This window comes from Halopseudomonas formosensis, assembly GCF_900115905.1.
GTDB classification, from domain to species: Bacteria; Pseudomonadota; Gammaproteobacteria; order Pseudomonadales; family Pseudomonadaceae; genus Halopseudomonas; species Halopseudomonas formosensis.
The window spans coordinates 1-3,670 of sequence record NZ_FOYD01000023.1 but is presented as its reverse complement, the minus strand read 5'-3'; the positions used below and the strand labels follow the sequence as shown (position 1 = coordinate 3,670).

The 3,670-nt window shown below is 54.3% G+C and carries 3 protein-coding genes; all 3 read right to left on the bottom strand.

Annotation, left to right across the window (positions count from 1 at the left end):
* Positions 1–432 precede the first annotated feature (432 nt).
* Positions 433–1,215, bottom strand: coding sequence for an SDR family NAD(P)-dependent oxidoreductase (locus tag BM046_RS16000; protein ID WP_090541397.1), 783 nt, complete (start codon positions 1,213–1,215; stop codon positions 433–435).
* Between the two features lie 151 nt (positions 1,216–1,366).
* Complete coding sequence (locus BM046_RS15995; protein WP_090541396.1) at positions 1,367–2,731, bottom strand: DUF1329 domain-containing protein; 1,365 nt, start codon at positions 2,729–2,731, stop codon at positions 1,367–1,369.
* Positions 2,732–3,192: 461 nt separating this feature from the next.
* Positions 3,193–3,603 carry an SDR family NAD(P)-dependent oxidoreductase gene (locus tag BM046_RS15990; protein ID WP_235818669.1) on the bottom strand — a complete coding sequence of 137 codons (411 nt, stop codon included), beginning with the start codon at positions 3,601–3,603 and terminating at the stop codon, positions 3,193–3,195.
* Positions 3,604–3,670: the final 67 nt, after the last annotated feature.

Sequence of the window (3,670 nt, the reverse complement as noted above, 5' to 3'; positions counted from 1 at the left end):
GCTGTCCAGCGCTTGATGTCGGGTTCTTGCGTCATGCTTCACTCCAATTTCTGAAGCGACTTTAGCATGTGCAGGTTTTCACTGGGTCATTACAGTCCAGCCTCGACTGTTCCTCGCCGCCGCGGCGCTTATCACCAGCGGCTGGTTCACCAACGGTTACTCTACCTCTGCTCTGGTAGGTCTGGGCACCACATCGGCAGAAGGCATGGACACCTGGCGAGAATATTCGGTAGACCTGGTTATGTCCAGTATCTGCGTGCCACAGCAGGATAAAGATAAACTTCAGCAAGAATTGACCGCACACGGTTGCGCTTGAGAACTCTTTTAGAAAAAAGCCGCCCCTTCGCGAAGAAGGGGCAGCAAAGCATGGCCGGAAGTGAGAGAACCGATCGGTTCAGGAAGAATAAATTTTCGCCGACCTCTCTGCGCCGACTATTTCAGCGCCTTGTCGAGATTTGGCAGGGGCACCATGGTGGCACCACCGTCAACCAGCAACGAGGTGCCGGTGATATAGCTCGCTTCATTCGAAGCCATAAACAGCACCGCTGAGGCTATATCAGCTGATTGTCCCAGGCGGGCAATGGGAAAATGGGAGGCAAAGAACTCCGGCAGCTCCTCACCCAGTTCACCGAGCATCCGGTCGGTGGCGATCAGTCCCGGCTCGACCACGTTCACCAGTACGTTCATCGGCCCGAACTCAACCGCCAGGTTGCGGGCGAAGGCGTTCATGAACGCCTTGCTGGAAGCATAGGGGATCAGTTTCGGGGTGAAACTACGATTGGCGGAACCGGAAGAAATGTAAATCAACCGGCCTTTGTCCTTGGCTTTGGAAAGATGAGGCACAGAGTCCTTGGCGATCCAGAATACCGACTGGATGTTGCAATTGACCAGGTTGGAAAAAACCTCATCGGGCATTTCGGCAATCAGCCCGTGAGCGGCATCGGCAGCGCAATGCACCACCACATCGAGGCCACCAAACTTCTCGACGGCGGAGTCGATCATGGCCTTAACAGCCGGTCGGTCAGCCACATCGCCAAGCACCAAGAACGCCGTCCCACCAGCTTCCTCTATCTGCGTCACGGTTTGTTCGCCGTATTTTGCGGTACGTGCAGACACCACAACCTTGGCTCCCTCCTTGGCGAATGCCAGAGCGATCGCCCGACCCATGCCGCGCCCAGCCCCAGTGACCAGTACCACTTTGTCAGAAAACCTCATGATTATTTCCCTTGTTTTTAGCAGAAAAAAAAACGAAGGCAGTCGATTCGAACTGTACGATGCGCCTTGCTCAGATGGACATGCCCCGCATACTGCCGTGTCCATCTGAATTCAGGGAAAGCGCACGAATATAATAGAGAAACTGATCCAGTTACCTCTGGCTATGCCGTGACACGATGGCTTCAGGCGTCATGTCTCGCTCAGGCAGGGGTGTTGGATGGAACTTGTAGCCGCCTTTCAATCCGTCGTTGATCACGCCATACATGCCCCGGTTGAAGTCATAGATCACGTTCTTTACGGTGTAAGGAATGTTCAGGTCGTAAAGCTGTACGCCGCTGAGGAACATCGATCTGTAGAGTTCACCGGTTTGATCCCAAGCGTCATACAGGCCGACACCAAAGGTGTCCTCATCGAGGTAATAAGTACGCTTTCCATAAACGTGACGGCTTCCTTCCTTGAGAGTGGCCTCCACCACCCACACGCGATGTAGCTCCCAGCGCTCACACGCAGGGTTAGCGTGACTCTTAAGCATCTGCTCTTCCTGACCGCAGTCGAAATAGAATCTGTAGGCGTTGTAAGGAATGAACATCTCCTTGCGACCAACCAACTTGTAATCGAAGCGTTCCTGGCTGCCGGAGAACATCTGTAGCTCATCGAAGAGTGTGACACCGCCTTGGCTGGCGACCGGCGTGTCGAAGGCAAACTCGGGGGCCAGCTTGATGCGGCGCTGCCCTGGCGAATAACTCCATGCCCTGCGGGGTTGCTTGATAGGGTTGAGGAAGTCTGCCAGGACAGTCACTTCACCAGCGCGTCGGGCCGGGTATCTGTTGAGGGAGAAAACGCGGGCATACATCTCCGGATTACGGTCTGCTTGATCTACTTGATAATAGGGCATCTCTTCAAAGGTCTGTTGTTCCGCTGCCTTGGTGACGCGACCGTTGGAGTCCACGATCCAGCTGTTGGACGAAGCAGTTGTGGAATATCCGGAGCCGATTTTGTAACGCAGTTGCTGATTCCAGATCACTTCATTCCCCGATTGGGGAATAGGAAAGGGCAGGCCGCCTCGGCACGCGGGATCCACCGCTAACCCATCCTGCATAATGGTACATTCCGTGGCGTTACGTATAGTTGCGTCTATTACATCTTGCGGGTACGCAACGGTGCGGTGGCTGGGGTAAATGTCCAAGTAATAATCGGTACTGTCACGCAACAGTTTTTTCTGGCCCTCACTGAGCTTGTCCGCATATTCATCCACATTGCTGCTGTCGATGCGGAACAGCGGCGCTTCATCCTTGAACGGATCAACCCAGAATCCCGAACCCGCCTCAAACCCTTCCGGGGCCGTAGTAAGGCCGCCGGTGTAGGCAGGGATGGTTCCTTCGGTATTTGCTTCCATGACAGCCCCCCAAGGTGTCAAGCTTTTGCCCAGCTCGGCAGCTTCCTCCGGGCTGACCGCAGCCAGCGGGAGTGTCGAAAATCCGGTAAGGGCGGTGAATAACATCAGTCGAAGCTTCATATGATTCTCCAGTTGTTTTTATTTGAGTGGCCCAGCGTCACGCGCGTCAGGAGCAGAGCGACGGAGTTTTGCGGCTGGATGGCAAGACGGTTCATCAGTTGCATTGGGAAAGCGCAGTGCAAAATATGAAGGAACTCATTACTAAAAAAATGGACGCTTTCCAGCAATCGGTACACGACAGCGAAGGAATGTGAGCCGGCCCCGCAGAGCCTATTTGGGTAGTTCATCGAAGAAACCTTTTATTTTTGTTATTTACCTTGGATTAACAAGGCTCAATCCAGCAGCCTTGCACATTGAATCTAGCAGAGTAAATCAAATAAATCCACGATAGAGAATCATATTCTGCAAGAAGAATTCTGTTGGGAGAGGGGTGCGGTGGATGTATTCGAGCTGCAGCAGATAATTGCTGCAGACCAGGTAGTGCGCTCTGCCATGGGTGGACGTTGCTTCGGGTCGCGGTCTCAACTCAGCGTCAACATTCCGCCATCAATCATCAGAGTCTGACCGGTTATAAAACGCGACCCTTCGCGAGCGAGAAAAACCAGCACCGGTGCCAGATCACACGAGGCATCACCAAGTCTGCCTCCAATGGGAATCAGGCTCGCCATGAACGCATCGTGCTGTTTGATCTGAGTCTCACTCATGCTGGCGCGGGTGGCGTCGTACATCGGGGTCCATATCGCTGGGGCGATAGCGTTGACGGTAATGCCGTGCGGGCCCCACTCGCGTGCGACGGTGCGCGTCCATGCCAGGACTGCGCCCTTGCTGGCGGCATAGTGCGCCTTGCCAGGCTGACCACCGACGCCAGCGGCCGAGGCAAAGTTGATGATCCGCCCGCCATCTTTGTAATGACCCAGTGAAAACCTGCACATGCTAAAGTTGCTTCAGAAATTGGAGTGAAGCATGACGCAAGAACCCGACATCAAGCGCTGGACAGCC